The organism is Gimesia sp. (genome assembly GCF_040219335.1).
Taxonomy (GTDB): domain Bacteria; phylum Planctomycetota; class Planctomycetia; order Planctomycetales; family Planctomycetaceae; genus Gimesia.
In genome coordinates, this window is record NZ_JAVJSQ010000026.1 from 210954 (window position 1) to 226734 (window position 15781).

14 protein-coding genes are annotated in these 15781 nt (G+C 54.0%); 11 read left to right on the forward strand and 3 right to left on the reverse strand.

The window, feature by feature from the left end:
- Positions 1 to 55 precede the first annotated feature (55 nt).
- A complete protein-coding gene (locus tag RID21_RS20875) occupies positions 56 to 1321 on the forward strand; it encodes a tetratricopeptide repeat protein (RefSeq protein WP_350192212.1) in 1266 nt (421 codons plus the stop codon).
- Here RID21_RS20875 and RID21_RS20880 read toward each other — a convergent pair.
- Both RID21_RS20880 and gntH read right to left on the reverse strand, forming a co-directional pair.
- Positions 1318 to 2367, reverse strand: coding sequence for a CobW family GTP-binding protein (locus tag RID21_RS20880; protein WP_350192214.1), 1050 nt, complete (start codon positions 2365 to 2367; stop codon positions 1318 to 1320). The genes RID21_RS20875 and RID21_RS20880 overlap by 4 nt on opposite strands.
- Positions 2368 to 2439: 72 nt before the next feature.
- Positions 2440 to 3897 carry a guanitoxin biosynthesis MBL fold metallo-hydrolase GntH gene (gene gntH / locus RID21_RS20885; protein WP_350192216.1) on the reverse strand — a complete coding sequence of 486 codons (1458 nt, stop codon included), beginning with the start codon at positions 3895 to 3897 and terminating at the stop codon, positions 2440 to 2442.
- A 454-nt stretch (positions 3898 to 4351) separates the two neighbouring features.
- Between gntH and RID21_RS20890 the strand changes: the two genes are divergently transcribed.
- The 5 genes from RID21_RS20890 to RID21_RS20910 all read left to right on the forward strand — a co-directional run bounded on the left by RID21_RS20890 (position 4352) and on the right by RID21_RS20910 (position 8158).
- On the forward strand, positions 4352 to 4897 hold the full coding sequence (locus RID21_RS20890) for a DUF3239 domain-containing protein (protein ID WP_350192218.1): 546 nt from the start codon (positions 4352 to 4354) through the stop codon (positions 4895 to 4897).
- A 36-nt stretch (positions 4898 to 4933) separates the two neighbouring features.
- Positions 4934 to 5317, forward strand: a complete 384-nt coding sequence (locus RID21_RS20895) for a VOC family protein (RefSeq protein WP_350192220.1) — start codon at positions 4934 to 4936, stop codon at positions 5315 to 5317.
- A 57-nt stretch (positions 5318 to 5374) separates the two neighbouring features.
- Positions 5375 to 6049, forward strand: coding sequence for a DUF4253 domain-containing protein (locus RID21_RS20900; RefSeq protein ID WP_350192222.1), 675 nt, complete (start codon positions 5375 to 5377; stop codon positions 6047 to 6049).
- Positions 6050 to 6278: 229 nt separating this feature from the next.
- The gene (locus tag RID21_RS20905) at positions 6279 to 7043 is read left to right on the forward strand and encodes a DUF3050 domain-containing protein (protein WP_350192224.1); all 765 of its coding nucleotides are present in this window, start codon (positions 6279 to 6281) and stop codon (positions 7041 to 7043) included.
- Positions 7044 to 7135: 92 nt separating this feature from the next.
- Positions 7136 to 8158 (forward strand): carbon-nitrogen hydrolase family protein, encoded by a 1023-nt coding sequence (locus RID21_RS20910; RefSeq protein ID WP_350192226.1) that lies wholly within the window; start codon positions 7136 to 7138, stop codon positions 8156 to 8158.
- A gap of 85 nt (positions 8159 to 8243) precedes the next feature.
- Here the strand turns inward: RID21_RS20910 and RID21_RS20915 are convergent, their stop codons facing one another.
- Complete coding sequence (locus RID21_RS20915; protein ID WP_350192228.1) at positions 8244 to 9866, reverse strand: mechanosensitive ion channel family protein; 1623 nt, start codon at positions 9864 to 9866, stop codon at positions 8244 to 8246.
- Between the two features lie 212 nt (positions 9867 to 10078).
- Between RID21_RS20915 and RID21_RS20920 the strand changes: the two genes are divergently transcribed.
- From RID21_RS20920 to RID21_RS20940, 5 genes are all read left to right on the forward strand, one after another.
- Positions 10079 to 10816 carry a class I SAM-dependent methyltransferase gene (locus RID21_RS20920; RefSeq protein ID WP_350192230.1) on the forward strand — a complete coding sequence of 246 codons (738 nt, stop codon included), beginning with the start codon at positions 10079 to 10081 and terminating at the stop codon, positions 10814 to 10816.
- Positions 10817 to 11001: 185 nt separating this feature from the next.
- Positions 11002 to 12771, forward strand: coding sequence for an AAA family ATPase (locus RID21_RS20925; protein ID WP_350192232.1), 1770 nt, complete (start codon positions 11002 to 11004; stop codon positions 12769 to 12771).
- Between the two features lie 33 nt (positions 12772 to 12804).
- On the forward strand, positions 12805 to 13398 hold the full coding sequence (locus RID21_RS20930; protein ID WP_350192234.1) for a hypothetical protein: 594 nt from the start codon (positions 12805 to 12807) through the stop codon (positions 13396 to 13398).
- Positions 13399 to 13669: 271 nt separating this feature from the next.
- Entirely contained in the window at positions 13670 to 14995 is a 1326-nt protein-coding gene (locus tag RID21_RS20935) for a Gfo/Idh/MocA family protein (protein ID WP_350192236.1), read from the forward strand.
- Positions 14996 to 15109: 114 nt separating this feature from the next.
- Complete coding sequence (locus RID21_RS20940) at positions 15110 to 15724, forward strand: hypothetical protein (protein WP_350192238.1); 615 nt, start codon at positions 15110 to 15112, stop codon at positions 15722 to 15724.
- Positions 15725 to 15781: the final 57 nt, after the last annotated feature.

Below are 15781 nucleotides of genomic sequence, written 5' to 3' on the forward strand. Positions count from 1 at the left end.
CACTGCGGAATGACTGATGTGCAATAGACTTACCACATTAACCAGGAGCCCTGTCATGCGTCGTTCGATTCTGAGTCCTGTCTGTCTGGGAACGCTGTTCCTGATGAGTCAATTCGCTGCTGCCGCCCCGCTGGCGGAGGAATATCTGACAACGGGAAAACTGGAGGAAGGGGCTCAGGCCCTGCAGAAACAATTGAAAGTGAATCCGGAAGATGACGAGGCGCGGTTTGGTCTGGGAGTGGTGCAGTTCTTTCAGTCGTTTGAGCATCTGGGAGGAACTTTGGCTCAGTATGTGGGAGGAAATTTGAATCGGTTTGGATTACGGACAGAAGATGTCAGACGCGGGCTGCCGGAACCAATCCAGGAGATTCTGTCTCAAGCTCCCGATTCCAAAACGGCCACCTATGCCGATACCCGTCAAATGCTGCAGACGTGGGTGGATGATCTAAACGCGGCTGAGAAAACCCTGTCTGCTATCAAAGATCCGAATGTGAAACTGCCGTTGCATGTGGGGCTGATCAAGGTTGATCTGTTGGGAATTGGTAAACCGGTCGAAGCACGATTCCTGTTGAGCAGAGCAGGCGTCTCTCAGCAACAGGCAGATGCGGAACAGTTTTTAATTGATTTTGATCGCGGCGATGCGGACTGGCTGGCCGGTTACTGCAACTTCCTGTGTGCCTGGGGCGAGGTCCTGCTGGCGATTGACGGACAGGAATTATTTAACTGTACGGCCCATCTGTTTTTTGAAAAGGTCGACACGCCATACCCCTTTCTGCTGGAAGAGCACGGAAATGTAGATAGCATCGTTGGTGTAGATCGACCGCTCGTCTCGGACATCCTGGCGTTCATCCACCTCTGGCGGTTTGAACTCAAGGAACCGGAGCGGATGAAAGCGGCGCTGGCCCACCTGGAAGATATGCAGCGGCATGCGAAATCGATGTGGAAGTTTTATCTGGCGGAAACCGACAACGAACGCGAATGGATTCCCAATCCACAGCAGACCGGCGTACTGGAAATCAAGGTTACGCAGGAGATGGTCGATACCTGGCTCGTCGTGCTGGACGAAGCAGGAGAGGTGCTGCAGGGGAAGAAGCTGATTCCCTTCTGGCGTGGCAAACCGGGGACACAGGGTGTGAACCTGCGACGGGTATTTACTGAACCGCGGAAGATCGATCCGTTTCTATGGTTCCAGGGAACCGCGGCGGCCCCGTACCTTGAAAAGGGTGAGATCACAGATTTCGCCGATCCAGAACTGTGGACTCGCATCAACCGGACATTCGGCCGTAATCGGTTCTTCACGCTGGCATTCTGGTTTAACTAATTGATTGGATTAGATGTTGTTTCAGCCAGGCAGCTGTCGAACAGTTCGGTCAATTCGCCAGGATCGAAGCCGGTACCGATCGCGACAATGCGGGTGCGGGGAGGACGTGTGCCCCAGTCGTCGAGAGGCGTCAGTTCGGTCCGACGGCCGACGGCCTGCAGCGCGTGTCGTTGCTCGGGAGCTTCTGAACAATAGACAATGCCTTTGCAGCGGTAGATTGAAGCGGGTAACTGTCGACGAACCATGGTCTCCAGTTTCTCAATGGAGAAGGGCTGGTCTGATTGATAGCTCCAGGTTGCGAACAGCTGGCTGGCGGTCTGTTGATCGCCGGCCAGTTCCGGATTCTGCTGTTGTGCTTCCAGGTGGGCCGGATCGAAGCGACCGACGGCCAGCAGGATCTCCAGCGGAACATCGCAGCGCTGTGCCTGCACAATGCGAATCCGCTGCAGATGTTGACCGATCCAGTCCTCGATGACTTCCAGGTGCGTGGGGCCGACGAGATCAACCTTGTTTAAAAGAACCATGTCGGCAAAACCGATCTGCCGGAGTTTGAGGGCCGTCAGTTCCTCATTTTCGGCATGCGTGAAAATGGCTTCGGCATCAACGACACAAGTGATGCTGTCCAGCCGGAGTAGTTTCTCGTAGCGCGCGTTCAGGAACGTCATCACGATGCCTTCGGGTTCCGCCACGCCGCTGGCCTCGAGAATCACGTAATCGATGACATCATCACGGGTCAGCAGTTGTTCCAGCGAGTTGACGAGGTCATCACGAATTTCACAACAGACACAGCCGTTGGTCAGATTGATCGTGTTTTCCTCAACGCCTTCCACCAGTTCGGCATCGATGTTAATCGAGCCAAAATCATTGACCAGCACGCCGACGCGGAGACCATGTTCTCCGTTAAGAATCCGGTTCAGGAGTGTCGTCTTCCCGGCCCCCAGGAATCCGGTCAGGAGTGTCACGGGAACGGGATCACGGCCTGGAATTTCAATGGGGGTCAGGCGTGGTCCCGGGGCAAGAATGGGGCGTTCGTCTGCTGGCTTCACGGTCTCTTTTCCTCTGCGCGAAACAGACCTGCTGCCGGGAGATCAGCGGGAGGTCTGGAAATCGGGTGTGCTTTACTGGCTGTCGTCATCCACTTTGATACCGCGGGCTTCGAGCATTTCCTTCGGATTGAGTGTAATGCCGGGCCACTTCTGCACCGGTTTGCGATAGGCATCGGGCGGATAGTATTTATGCGGGTCGATTTCCAGTTCGCGGAGGAACTCAGACTGCTGTTTCTCACGCGGGAGTCGAGGAGTGGGCAGTATAATTTCCGCCGGCAGTTTTTCGCCCGGTTTGAGCAACCAGCGGGGATCCATCGAGGCAGGGGCTGCGCCATCGGGGAGCAGGGCTTCGCGGGACCAGATGGCATCTTTGGTGACGTTAATCACCTGGACATCGGGGCCGGCAAACATGAACAGGCCATCCCAGTTGGAGCGGACTTCGGCAGTTGATTCGGCTTCGAGTGCGGGCCCTGCATATTCGTAATGGCAGATAGCGCCCATGCGAGGCTGTGTCTGTTTAAAGAGATAGCCGGCGGCATAATACATGGTGTGGAATATGTCGATCGTGTATTCCCAAAGTTCCGCGGGGGCTCCCAGTTTCATCGAAGAAAGCTGAGGCACATCGATGGTCCCTTCAGAGACGAAGACATCGACGCCTTTCCCGTATTTCGCAGAGAGTTCGTCGGGACGACCATCGCCGGTCCAGACAAAGGAGAGTCCTGCGTCTTCCCAGTCGAGTCGATAGGCGGAAGCACCATCTTTAACGTGGGAGCGGGGCCAGTGTCGGACGACGACGCCATCTTTGTTGTAGCAGATGCCGTTTTCTTCGCGCCAGTCAAACTCAGTGACTTCAATTTCCATGCCGTCGCCGATGGGGCAGGCGTTGAAGTTTTCCTCGTGCCAGCGGTTCATTTCCCGCATGTGTTTGACCATGTGCTTGATCCCCAACTCGGGGGTGCGACCGGAAGGTCCGTAAACCCGCAGCGGTGTATAACCGCCGGAGAATGCCCGGAAGGGATAGAAATAAGGCAGGTCAGCAAAGTGATCGGAGTGCAGGTGGCTGATGAAGATATCATTGATCAATGGCGCGGGAACCTGCATGGCAATGGCATTCGAAATACTGCCGTTTCCGAGATCAAAGAAAAAACGCCGGGGCTGGGCTTCGCCGGTTCCCAGTTCAACCAGGATCGAAGTTCCGGACTGCAACCGCGTGGGAGGCCAGGGAGTACTACCCAGGAACGAGATCCGCATTTCGTTCTTCGGAAGAATTTCCGTGCCGGGCATGAACACGTTGCGGTTCTTGATGGCCGGCCAGGGTTTGTAGTAATCAGGCAGGCTGATCCCGCCCCCCGGTCGTGCTCCGTACGGGTTTTTCATCTCACATTTACCGTCACTGTCTGCAGCAGAGGAGATACCGGGAACGGAGGCCGCCAGTCCAGCACCTACCGCAGCAGCGCTACCTTTGAGGAAATTGCGTCTGCCCTGGGAATTGTCAGCTGGCTGTTTCTGTGGAGTCTCGTCGGCAGTCAATGCTGTCTCCTCTCTGTCGTGTTGTGTGATGGTAATCGCGGTGAGAAAAGTCAATGAGGAGAAACATCGCAGGCTGGCTCAGTCGAGTTGTGTTTTGACGACGCAAATCGATGGGAGAAATACAGTTCCAGCTGAGCACCGTACCCATTGTTTCTAACGGTAGTATTCGATTGTATCGGCTGTTGGAGGAGAGCACCAAACGTTTCTTGGGGATTTAGAAGAATCCCGGACAGAACTTACGGAGCCCTGCAGCGCGTCTCTTCTGGCAGTTTTAATCAGCGGCTACGGGAACCGCCTGCTGAAAATCTCCTTCTCGCTTTCAATTCGAATTGATACAAGGACAGTACAGAGGTATACTCCACCCAACTCCATCACGAAACCTGACCGCGTACCGGTTCGGCCATCAGAATCACGCCGCAGAGAGACGAGCATAAAGCGAATACCGATGATTAAGGTGAACTATAAAGTCTTGCTCCGCTGTTATCCCGGGGAAGTCATTTTTTATGTGGTCGGTGTCATCGTGGGGTTGGCCCTGATGACGGTGCATGCTGCACTGGGCGGAGCGATCGCCGGTGTTTCGGTGATCGCCTGCATCATGAATCTGAATTCCTGGAAAGGTCATTTCGCGCAGGGTGCGTTGTTACCTGCAATTGTGGTGAACCCGGATAAGGGGTTGATTGCGGTCGTCGCGGACATGGATGCCCAGGGAGGCCGCCCGTATCCGGTGGTCAAGATCGTCAAGCGACCGATTAAAAGTGCGACCGGTGCTCCGTTCAAGAAGGGGTCGCGGCTGGCGACAGTCGCCACATTTCATAACAGCAATATCGTGAGCAACAAGCGCTGGACCGATTTCAATCCGATTGCCGTCAACTGTGCGACTGCCAGTCGAAAAATCATTAAACGGGCGATTAACGCCATCGATGAAGAAGAGTGGGAACTGCTGCTGAAAGTCGTGAAGAAGCTGGATCAACCTTACAAAGCGGGGATCTATCCACTCTGATGCCCCAGATCACCTGACACAGGGGAGGAAACGAGCATGCGACCACAGCCGATGATTGTTGTGAATGATGTCCCCGCCAGCAGTCGCTGGTATCAGAGTCTGCTGAATGTCGAAAGCGGACATGGCGGCGATGAGTACGAACAGCTGGTCCGCGAGGATGGCACGCTGATCCTGCAACTGCATCACTGGGACGTGCACGAACATCCCTTTCTGGGAGATCCCGAGGCATTGAAGGGGAACGGTGCCTTACTCTGGTTTGAAATTGATGATTTCACCGAGGCGGTCGCGCGGGCGAATTCGATGACTGCTGAGATTCTGGATGGGCCGCTGGTCAATCCAAATGCACAGCATCGTGAGCTCTGGGTTCGCGATCCGGACGGCTACACTGTCGTACTGGCGACGAAGTATGGCGATCTCTAAACTCCCTCTATGAAGTTTTTGCCGGATTCTTTTTTCTTTCAACAGGATTTTCACCGTATGACATTCACAACGATCAAGGTCTCCGGTGCGGAGGCAGTAGAACAGCTGAATGCGTTACGCGAACAGTATCCGCAAACCGGACTATATCCGTTTTTGATCGGGTCGGATGAAGAACGGCAGAGGATCACGGAAGCTGCTGAATTTAATCAGGAGTCACCCGAGGAAATTATCCTGATCTCGCAAAAAGTCAATCTGGACGAATGGGTGGCGGAACGTCGGGCGGAACTGGAAGAGTATGGATTTTCTGCCGATGAAATGCTGGGGGAATGGCCGGGGGACATATCCGAGAAGGGCTCCCTCAGCTTACACAAAGATGTTCTGTCGGGGAGAATTCATCCCGAAGTCTTTCTGGGACAGGTGCAGATCGAAAGTCCCTGGCAGCTTCCAGCGGCTTTAAAATATGGTGGCTGGAATGACTGCCCGGAACCGGAGGTTCAATGTGCCTTCCACCGTAAATGGCATTCCGAATATGGAGCGGAGATCTGTGGGGTCGCCGGGGATGTTATCGAATGCACAGTAGAGCGGCCTCCGCAAGATCAGGAATCTGCCCTGCGGCTGGCGTGGGAGCAGTACTGGTACTGTGCCGATATCGTGGATCAGGGGTGTGAAACTATCAATAATCTGGCCGCGACTCTGCTGAAATCTCCTTACTGGTTCTTCTGGTGGGATTAAGAGAAATCCCAGCGAAAGCCCTACCAGAACAGCCGGTGAGAACTATAATCGCGGGTGAGTTCGTTCTGGAAACGCGCTCTGTGAGGGGATCGTTGCCCACCTTCGGTGAGCAGGTAACAGACGTTTTCTGTTTCCGGTGGCAAGCGCCCTTCCGCTCAGATTTTTAATTCAATATACCAGCGGCTACTCCGCGCCGCTTAAATCTATATCTCCAGAGAATGGGCTGTCCATGTCACGGGAAATCACGTCTGAAATCATTGCTTCGTTTTCCGAACCACTGGAAACTCATCCGATTTATGAGTCGATGGCGACGCTGGAGGACCTGCAGCGGTTCATGGAACACCATGTCTATTCGGTCTGGGATTTCATGTCGCTGGTGAAGACGCTGCAGGGGATTGTGGCTCCCACGGGAGCGCCCTGGGTGCCTGTGGGCGATGGAAGTATTCGAAGGTTTATCAATGAGATCGTGCTGGAAGAAGAATGCGATGAAACCGCGGACGGCGAATTCGCGAGCCATTTCGAACTGTATCAGACAGCCATGAATGAAGTGGGGGCCGACACCGGACCGCTGAAGGAATTTATCGCCATCGTCAAATCGAGCGGGATCGAGAGTGCGCTGGCTCTCCCCTCTCTGCCCGAACCGTCGCGGCAGTTCACCACCAAAACCTTTGAGTTCATCGCCGATGGCGCGCCACATAAAATCGCGGCGGCTTTCGCTTTGGGGCGCGAACACATCATTCCCAGCATGTTCCGTGCAATCCTGAAGCAGACCGGCGTTTCAGAACAACAGGCGCCCGTGTTTCATTACTATCTGAACCGGCACGTGGAACTGGATGGTGACTTCCATGCCCCGCTGTCACTGCGACTGCTCAACGGACTATGTGGGGGAGACGAAGTCAAAATTCAGGAAGCAATCACAGCGGCGCAGGAGGCCATTCAGGCCCGGCTGCAGTTGTGGGACGGCGTGCTGGAGAGCATTCAGGCATCGGTCTGAAAATCTGGTAGCGACAACGACGTCGATGCTCTACAATCGGAGCGCCCGTTTGAATTCCCTTTCATTCCGTTCTCAACAGGTGGCGTTCCTAGATGACTTACCCTGCATTCAAAGCCGCTCTCGCGCATGTTGCTCCCGTATTTCTCGATAAAGACCGGACGGTCGAAAAAGCCTGCTCGCTGATTCGCGAGGCGGCTCGTAACGGAGCGCAGATCATTGTCTTCCCGGAGACTTACATCCCGGCGTTTCCGGTCTGGTGCGCACTGCAGGCCCCCATTCATAACCACGATCTGTTCTGCGAACTGGCGGCGAATACGGTTCAGGTGGACGGACCGGAGTTGGCGACGATTGCTGAAGTTGCCAGGGAGTGCGGGATCTTCGTCTCAATGGGCTTCAACGAAGGGACGCACGTCAGTGGCGGCTGCATCTGGAATTCCAACGTGCTGATCGGCGATGAGGGGACAGTTCTCAATCATCACCGTAAAATCGTACCCACGTTTTATGAGAAGCTGGTCTGGGCTCCCGGCGATGGGGCCGGCCTGGTGGTTAACCCGACACGACTGGGGCAGGTAGGGATGCTGATCTGCGGTGAGAATACGAATCCCCTGGCGCGGTTTACGCTGCTTGCCCAGGGAGAGCAGGTGCATCTCTCGACCTATCCGCCGGTCTGGCCCTCGCACGATCCTGCGGTACACGAGAACTATGATCTGAAAAACGCGATTCTGATTCGCGCGGGAGCCCACGCCTTTGAAGGAAAACTGTTCAACCTGGTGGCTGCGGGCTACCTGGATCGTGCAGCGCACGATCAACTGGCCAGCCGGGATAAAGAGGCGGGCCGCATTCTCGATGCGAGTCCGCGGGGGATTTCGGTGGCCATCGGTCCCAGCGGCACACCCATCAGTGAGATTCAACAGGCAGACGAAGGTCTGCTCTACGCGGACGTCGATCTGGCGTTGTGCGTGGAACCCAAACAGTTGCACGACCTGGTGGGTGGTTACAACCGCTTTGATATCTTCCAGCTGACCGTCGATCGCAGAGCGCAGCGGCCCGTGCGCTTCCACAACAATGGGGATGCTCCCGATACAGACGCGGATACGTTGACGTTCCATTCATGAAGTTGATCGCGTCAACAAAAAGTGCCTCTGAATCCGCTCATGAATCCAGAGGCATGCTGTGATTTTTCTTAAGTGGCTGCAAGTGTTACTTGCTGACCGTTTCGATTTTGCCGTTCCCTTTGGATGCATCTGTTGAGTAGACGTGAATATCCTGTTGAGGGAAGGGGATCGAAATGCCGGCCTGGTCGAAGCGGCGTTTGACTTCGCGAGTGACCGCGGTTTTCACGGCCCACCAGTCGGTGGTTTTGGCCCAGGGGCGACAGACGATGTTGACCGACGAATCGGCGAGGGCATGCGTCACCACGACCGCTTCGGGTTCGCGGAGAACGAGTTCCTGGTCTGCCAATACGTCGCGGATGATTTGTTCGGCCTGTTCGAAGTCATCACTGTACCCGATACAGAACTCAAGATCGACGCGGCGAACCTTGTTAGCGGTGATGTTGGTGATCACGCCGTTCCAGATCGAGTTGTTCGGCACGTGAATGGTCTGGTTGTCAAAGGTGCGGAAGTTGGTGGAAACGAGGTTCATCTGTTTGACGGTTCCCGTGACGCCACCGGCGGTGACGACATCGCCGACATCAAAGGGACGGTTAATCAGAATCATCAGACCGCTGGCAAAGTTACTCAAGGTTCCCTGCAACGCGAGACCGACGACCAGACCAGTGGCCCCGATGGCCGCGAGGACCGGGGTCATATCGACTTCGAGTGCCGTCAAGGCGACTGCAAAACCGACGAGATAGATCACGTTACGAATCGTGCCGCTGATCAGGTTTTCGGCGAGCTGTGTCAAACGGACCTTCCGTTCCAGCAGCCAGCTGATGACGGTCGAACCGATGCGGGCTACGACCCAGGTCAGAAACAGGATCATCAGAAATTTCCCGAGGTTCCAGCCCATCCGCTGGCCTCCTTCTTTTGAAACAAACCAGCCTTTGATGCCCGACCAGGCCGCGCTGGCATCGGAGGTATCGAGTTCGAGACCGGAGACGGCGGCGATGTATTTACGATAGGTTTCAACGTCTCCTCCTTTGGCGGCCAGTGATGTGAGGACCACTTCCAGACGGTCACTCAGTGCGGTGCGTTCGTCCTGCAATCGATTGATGTTCTGCAGGAATGCCGCTTTCATCGCTTCGGCGGATTGTGTAGTGGTGGCATTATCAGGCGTGCTTGTGCTGTCTGCTGTTGTTGCTGATTTTTCTTCCGTGGATGCAGTTGTTCCCTCTTCCGCTTTGGCGGGATCGGGCCTGGCTGCATCGACGGCGACATCCACGCCCAAAGTTTCCTGAGCTTGTTTCGTCAGTTCCTCTTCGGTCTGCCGGGCCTTTTCGTCGGCCATGTGCTGAACTGTTTCTGCTTTTTTCAGTGAATCGAGGGCCTGCTGATCATCGTTCGTGGCGATGGCTTCGTTGGTTTTCTTGACCCCCAGCCGGGCCGCTGCAATCTGGCGGGCCTTGTTGCGCAGCAGTTCAAACCAGGCATTGGCTTCGACCTGCAACTCGTCTTTGGTCAGGGGGCGCACCATGATGCGCAGTTGATCGAGGGGGACCAGAGGGTCGATGGTAGTGACCGGTTTTAACTCTTTTACCGGTGACGGCGGTTCTGCCTGTTTTGCATCCGCTTTCTCTTTGGTTTCCTGGGCCTGGATCTGTGCCCCCGATAGAAAAACAAAACAGAAGAACACGATAAACAGTAACAGCTTTGGCAATCTCACAATTAACTCCGAGGGTTGGAATAAAAAATCTGGTCGCGGGCCCGACTCTCCTGCGGGCACTCTAATGAATTCTGAGCGTCTTTGAGAGTGATTCTGATGAATTTTTCCAGAACACGGTGAATCCACTATCCCATCTTACGTTATATTTGTGCAGCCGTAAAATTTTTTGTGTCAAATCAACGGATTCCCATTTTTGAAAGTGACCTGCGCTCATGACGACGAATTACGACCCGATTGCAGAGCAGTACAAACGGTCCAAGCAGATGCCGTGGCGGACATTTGTGGAATGTTTTACGTTGATGGAACTGACGGGGAATCCCAGCGGTCTGTCCGTACTGGACATTGCCTGTGGTGAAGGTTTTTATACGCGAATGATTCGTCAGCGCGGTGCGGCCCGCGTGACCGGTGTGGATCTTTCCCAGGGCATGATCTCTCTGGCACAACAGCAGGAAGACGGGCACCAGCAGGGGATCGCTTATCTTGTGGGCGATGCACGTGAGCTGCCGGTTCAGGAAGAATACAACCTGGCGATCGCCGCATATCTGTTGAATTACGCACGCACGCGCGAGGAACTGCAGTCGATGTGTGACGGTATCGCGCGGGCGCTCAAGCCGGGGGGACGCTTCGTGACCGTCAACAGCAGCCCGGCGTTTCACTTTCCCGCGTCTCCCTCGTTTCGTCAGTTCGGCTTCGAAACCAAAGCGGTGGGCGACTGGCAGGAAGGAACGCCGATCACCTGGACGTTCCACCTGGAGGACGGTCCCTTCGACATTGAAAACTATTACCTGAGCGTCGCAACCCACGAAGCGGCTTTCCGCCAGGCCGGCTTTAGCGAAGTCCGCTGGCATCGGCCTCAACTCTCGCCGGAGGGCTTGCAGGATCAGACCGACGACTTCTGGTCGCTGCTGCTGGAGAACTCGCCGATTGCGTTTATTGAATGCGTGAAGTGATTTCAACACTGCGACACTCACATTCATAAAAGAATGATCCGCACAGGTCCCGCCTCCGTTCTGCTCGAGTACTGTTGCCATCAAGGCGTGATGAATCATGCTTGGCGACTGCAATCCTGTCGAGTATTATAGAGTTTTCCTTCGACAGTATGTCATCTTTACAGACAACGGAGCCCTGACAGCGCATGGACTACGCAGAAAAACTGGAATCAATGCTTGCGCTGATCTGTCATGACGTCTACCAAATCATTTCAGCGGAGCTCGATCAGGTGGATCACTATCTGGACTCCGGAGAATTATCGGGCCAGACCCGGGAACTGTTTCAGTTTGCCACTAGGAATCAGGGAGCGCTGCTCAAGCCGGTGATCAATGCGGCTGCCATGTGTGATGTGTTTTCCGTACTACGGGACAGTCTGCTGGTCGATAATCGCATGGACCACCGTGAACTGGGGCGCGCCGGGGAAATCCTGAATCGTTCACTGTCCCGTTACTGCTGGCGGGAAGACTATCGGCATTACCAGGACGCGACCGACTTGCGTCAGATGCGAAAGTTACTGGCTCAGTGGGAGGCAGACCCGTCCTGGCTGGGTGGTGACATTTTGCAGGGAGCGCTGGTCGATCCGTTCGGCGATTTTGTGATCCTGGCCTGTCTGATCAGTCGATCTACGCGTCCCTTCGAGACCTATCAAAAGATCCTGCTGCTGACCGCCAAACTGATTCTGGAAGCAGACGGAATCAGCAGGGAGGATCGGACATTTTTTGCCGACCTGAAAAAACGGCTCAAAACTGTTAAGCGCAAAATCAGCAGCAGTCTTCCAGCGTCTCCCGAACCATCCGCATCCGGAAAATCACAAACAGAGTCAACCGCGGCAGACTCGGAACAAATCCAGCCGGAAACAGCTCTGCAGCAGGGATTGCAGGAACTTGAGACACTGATCGGCCTGGATTCAGTAAAAGCCGAGGTCACGAGCCTGACCAATTTCCTGAATATCCGCAAACAGCGGATGGCACAGGGCATGCCTGTCGCTTCGCAGACTTTGCATTTTGTGTTTACTGGAAATCCAGGAACCGGCAAAACGACCGTGGCACGCATTCTGGCGAAGATTCTGTACGGTTTTGAAATCCTAAAGACGTCCCATTTCGTCGAAGCCGACCGGGCGACGATGGTGGGAGGCTATGTCGGCCAGACGGCGATCAAAACCAATGAAGTGATTGCCAGGGCGACTGACGGTGTGTTGTTCATTGACGAGGCCTACACGCTGGCTAAGAAAGGAGCAAATGATTTTGGTCAGGAAGCCATCGACACACTGTTGAAAAAAATGGAAGACCTGCGGGAACGAATGGTGGTTATCGTCGCCGGCTATCCGAGAGAGATGGCGGAGTTCATCGAATCGAATCCGGGCCTGGAGAGCCGCTTCAGCCGTTATATTGTGTTTGAAGATTACCATGTGCCTGACCTGTGCCAGATTTTCGAACTCATGTGTCGTTCCAATGCTTATGAGCTCACGCCTGCTGCCCGGGGGAATCTGGCCATCATTCTGAACCGGGTCTTTGCAGATCGGGACGAAAACTTCGGGAATGCACGGCTGGTGCGGAACGCTTACGAACGGACCCTGAGCAATCATGCAAACCGGCTGGCGACCAGCGACGCAGCAATCACCCGCGAGGCACTGGCGACGATTGAAGCAGTTGATCTGCCTTACGAGATCGCGCAAGGATTCCATCGGCCTTACGACCTCAGCAATTCCAAATGGCGGGTGCACTGTCCCCACTGTGAGAATGCAACAACCGCCAGCCTGCCTTTCCTGGGCCAGATCGTCACCTGCAACAATTGTCAAACCCGTTTCCGCTGCCCGTGGTGGAACCTGGATCGAGACACCGTGCCCGCCTTGAGCGGTTTTGAACTGTATGAACGGGAGAGTGATCTGAAGGGTTACGATGTGCAGGCGAAGTAACCATTACTTCTCGATTCATCAGGGGGAAACGTGATGCGGTGTGGAATCAAACAGGCGGTTGTATGCGTGCTGATTGTCATCGGCGTCACTCTGCTGCAGGGGGCTGAGGAACCCGTGTCCGTCAAAAGCAATTGGGCGGCGCAGCCTCAAGGAAAATATGAATTCCTGCAGGCGCCCCTAACAGAAGAGAAGGAAGCTGCCATTCGCCAGTCGCTGCCGTTTCGGCGGATCAAGTTGCAGCGATTCGGCTCGCCTGATGTTCTTAGCGGCGGTCGGGCTCTCAACGAGTACGCTGAATTCCATGTTGATGGGAAAGCGCTGCTGCACGCGATTTCAGGTTCGAACAGGGACGGCGTGTATACAGGAACGATTGACCTGAGAGACTATGCCCGGCTCTGCCTGCTGTATGAAGCGCTGCTTCGGGAAGCAGGGGCACCGGAGAAGTTCGGACACGAAATTCCGTCTTCCCATCCCGTCATCGCTGAGCTGACACTGACGTTCAATGGAACGAAGCCGAACAGAGTCCATCGCAACGATACCAACTTCGGCGACTTCAAGTTCTGGGTGTTTGAGAACGTGTTCGAGAATATTGAATCCGGGGTAACTTGGGAGCAGGTGGAAGAGTAACACCGGAATGATAATTTTCTTCATTCTGGACCGAATGGCGTTTCCTGGCAGCAATTATGATCGGCGGTAGATAAATTACCGGCAGCTAGCGTCTTGCCGCTCAGTTCATTTTCGTCCTCACACCAAACAGCTCAATTAATAACAGTTCTTATGTAACTAAAACGTGAAAAATCGGCAGGGGTAAAAAACTGCGGTCAAATTTTCTGACCTGTTTGACTATACTGAAAGCATTGAATTTCATCTGTAACGCTCAACCGAGAGGAGAAATCATATGTCCGCCCATCAGATTACCCGTCGCGAAGCGCTGCAGACGACTGCTGCCCTGGGAGCCGGCCTCTGGCTGGGAACGTCGACGCAACCGACGCGGGCCGCCGCGAATGAGAAGCTGAATGTCGCGGTGATTGGCGTCGGAGGACGGGGGGCAGCAAACCTGAGCGGCGTCGGCAAGACTGAGAACATTGTCGCGCTGTGTGATGTTGACGACAAGCGGGCGGGCAAAGCCTTTGAACGATATCCCCAAGCGAAAAAATACGCCGACTACCGTTTGATGCTGGACGACATGGAGAGCCAGATCGATGCGGTTGTGGTGAGCACGCCCGACCACACGCATTTTCATCCGTCGATGATCGCGATGATGATGGGCAAGCATCTCTATTGCGAAAAGCCGATGGCGCATTCGGTGTGGGAAGTCCGCGAGATGACGAAACTGGCGGCGAAGAACAAACTGGCGACACAGCTGGGAATGCAGCGACATGCGTTGTCGAACATGCACCGGGCCGTCGAACTGATCAAGTCGGGATCGATTGGCGATGTGAGCGAAGTTTACAGCTGGATCAGTTCCAGTCGCGGAATGCCTCCCGAACCGGTCAAGGAAGTTCCGCCGCCGAAAACTCTCGACTGGGATCTGTGGATCGGTCCGGCGAAGTTTCGGCCGTACGCCGTCAATTCCAAGGGAGAGGGCGTGCTGGCACCTTACAACTGGCGGTTCTGGTGGGATTACGGCACCGGAGAGACCGGCAACTGGGGCTGCCACATTCTGGACATTCCGTTCTGGGCCCTCGATCTGAAATACCCGACCCGCGTGGATGCCTCGGGACCGAAACGGGATGCCGAGCGGACGCCGACCGAAATGCTGACCAGTTTCGACTTCCCGGCCAACGACAAACGAGGGCCAATCAAGCTGCACTGGTCGCAGGAACGGGGCGGCCCGGCGATCCTGAAAGAGAAGGGGCTCAATCTGAAAGGGGCCAACACGCTGTTTATCGGCTCCAAGGGAATGCTGCTGACCGGCTTCGGTTCGCTGAAACTGTTCCCCGAAAATTCGTTCGCGAACTTTAAAGCTCCGAAACAGTTCATCCCCGATTCACCCGGGTTCTATAAAGAGTGGATCGAAGCCTGCAAGGGGGGCGAACCGGCCACCTGCAACTTTGATTATTCAGGACCGCTGTCCGAAACCGTGCTGCTGGGGAACACCGCCTACCGCGCGGGCGGCGGCTTCGACTGGGATGCTGATACACTCACGGCCACAGGCAATGAGAGTACGAAACCACTACTGCATTCAAAATTCCGTAAGGGGTGGGAAGAGTTTACGAGTTAGGATTAGCGCTGGGGATATAATAACATATTCAAGTTTGTTTCTAGCAATATTTTATTGACACAGCGATACTGAGTTCAATCCTAATAATTATTGTGTAGCTGGAACATTCGATTTATGAATAAAGAGTCATCCGACAGATTAATCCAAGTCTTAACAACCGCAATAATAATCGCAGTAATTATCATTGTATATTCACTTGGCAGGCAGCTAATTATTGCTATAGCTGACCACGACTCTGAGTATGCTGCCCCACTTATTGTTACCGCAGGGACAATAATTGTAACAGTTCTTTCCGTCGTCTTATCAAGATATTACGAAACACGTTCAGCGATAGAAAAGGAACATCGTGATAACAAAATCCCAGTCTATGAAGACCTACTAAAGTTTATGTTTAAGATATTCATGGGTACAAAAACCGGAAATCCAGTATCTGAGAAAGAAATGATAGACTTCATGTCTAAATTCAACCAAGTTGCAATGGTATGGGCTTCGGATGATGTTCTAAGTGCTTGGATAAAATTTCGATCAACATCTATGGATGAAGAACAGACTAAGAACAATCCAATTAGACTTATGGTTGTGTTTGAGGATTTAATTCGTGAAATTCGTAAAGACCTTGGTCATAAAAACAAAAATCTGACTAATGGAAAAATATTATCTTTATTTGTTAACGACATAGAAAAGTATTTCGATTCAGAGGGGAACATCTGCGAAATCAAAGATAGCTGATGGTAGTGACGAAGTCTTTTTAAATTCAGAAGTTATAAGCTCAACGATTTTGACAAA

Excerpts from the sequence above, each read along its gene's own strand:
- RID21_RS20875 (WP_350192212.1), top strand. The coding sequence starts at position 56 with ATGCGTCGTTCGATTCTGAGTCCTGTCTGTCTGGGAACGCTGTTCCTG.
- RID21_RS20895 (WP_350192220.1), top strand. The coding sequence starts at position 4,934 with ATGCGACCACAGCCGATGATTGTTGTGAATGATGTCCCCGCCAGCAGT.
- RID21_RS20900 (WP_350192222.1), top strand. The coding sequence starts at position 5,375 with ATGACATTCACAACGATCAAGGTCTCCGGTGCGGAGGCAGTAGAACAG.
- RID21_RS20905 (WP_350192224.1), top strand. The coding sequence starts at position 6,279 with ATGTCACGGGAAATCACGTCTGAAATCATTGCTTCGTTTTCCGAACCA.
- RID21_RS20910 (WP_350192226.1), top strand. The coding sequence starts at position 7,136 with ATGACTTACCCTGCATTCAAAGCCGCTCTCGCGCATGTTGCTCCCGTA.
- RID21_RS20920 (WP_350192230.1), top strand. The coding sequence starts at position 10,079 with ATGACGACGAATTACGACCCGATTGCAGAGCAGTACAAACGGTCCAAG.
- RID21_RS20925 (WP_350192232.1), top strand. The coding sequence starts at position 11,002 with ATGGACTACGCAGAAAAACTGGAATCAATGCTTGCGCTGATCTGTCAT.
- RID21_RS20930 (WP_350192234.1), top strand. The coding sequence starts at position 12,805 with ATGCGGTGTGGAATCAAACAGGCGGTTGTATGCGTGCTGATTGTCATC.
- RID21_RS20935 (WP_350192236.1), top strand. The coding sequence starts at position 13,670 with ATGTCCGCCCATCAGATTACCCGTCGCGAAGCGCTGCAGACGACTGCT.
- RID21_RS20940 (WP_350192238.1), top strand. The coding sequence starts at position 15,110 with ATGAATAAAGAGTCATCCGACAGATTAATCCAAGTCTTAACAACCGCA.